The organism is Paracoccus nototheniae, from assembly GCF_004335005.1.
GTDB classification, from domain to species: domain Bacteria; phylum Pseudomonadota; class Alphaproteobacteria; order Rhodobacterales; family Rhodobacteraceae; genus Paracoccus; species Paracoccus nototheniae.
Window position 1 is genome coordinate 1 of the sequence record NZ_RQRT01000171.1, and the last position, 907, is coordinate 907.

A 907-nucleotide genomic window follows, 5' to 3' on the forward strand; every position below is an offset into this window, starting at 1 on the left:
GCTGCGGACACGCCCGCCGTTCGGCTGGCCGAGATTGTCCGGGCCCTCGGAGCAGTGCCGTGCTGATGCCCTCGCAGGGCATGCGGATCCTGGTCTCGACCAAGCCGGTGGACTTCAGGAAGGGGCACGATGGATTGGCGGCGCTGGTGCAGTCGCTGCTGGCAGAGGATCCCTTTACCGGCACGGTCTTTGTGTTCCGCGCCAAACGCGCCGACAGGCTGAAGATCCTGTTCTGGGACGGCGGCGGGCTGGTGATGGCTTACAAGCGCCTCGAGGCCGACAGCTTCACCTGGCCGGCCATCCGGGACGGGGCGATGACCTTGAGCCGAACGCAGTTCGAGGCGCTTTTTGCCGGTCTCGACTGGCGTCGGGTCCGGCCTCTGGAAACCCCGAAGCCAGCCGTTGCAGAATGACCTGAATGCAAAAAAAAGCGTTCAACTACAGACGGATCAGGGTATGATGACAGCATGTCAACAGCCCCGTCCATCGACCTGTCCGTCATCCCCGAAAGCCAGCGCGCCGCTGTTCTTGCCGTGCTGCGGGAACGGGATGCGCTGCGGGAAAGCAACCGGCGGCTGGAGCATCTGATCGCCGAGCTGAACCAGGTCGTGCATGGCAAACGCTCCGAGAAGCTGAACAACGACGAGCGCCAACTGGCCTTCGAGGATCTCGAAGCTGCCGTGGCCGAGGCCGAGACCCGGCAGGATGCGGAGGCTGCGCCCCGCACGCCCCCGCGCCGGGCTGCCCGCCGCAATCGCGGGCATCTTCCGGAAAGCCTGCCCCGCGTTGAGCGGGTGATCGAGCCGGACAGCCTGCTCTGTCCCTGCGGCTGTGGCGAGATGCACCGGATCGGCGAAGACCGGACCGAGCGGCTGGATATCGTGCCGGCACAGCTGCGGGTCATCGT

Annotated in this window: 2 protein-coding genes; both read left to right on the plus strand. The window is 65.9% G+C overall.

All coding sequences use genetic code 11. From position 1 onward, the window contains the following. Window positions 1-80: 80 nt before the first annotated feature. Window positions 81-413 carry an IS66 family insertion sequence element accessory protein TnpB gene (gene tnpB / locus EG885_RS22325; RefSeq protein ID WP_207392397.1) on the plus strand — a complete coding sequence of 111 codons (333 nt, stop codon included), beginning with the start codon at window positions 81-83 and terminating at the stop codon, window positions 411-413. A gap of 54 nt (window positions 414-467) precedes the next feature. Beyond that, window positions 468-907, plus strand: a 440-nt coding sequence (locus tag EG885_RS22330) for an IS66 family transposase (RefSeq protein ID WP_207392398.1), incomplete at its 3' end; no start/stop codon positions are given.

What these genes read in the sequence shown, in the direction of transcription:
- tnpB (WP_207392397.1), top strand. Translation starts at nt 81, where the DNA reads ATGCGGATCCTGGTCTCGACCAAGCCGGTGGACTTCAGGAAGGGGCAC.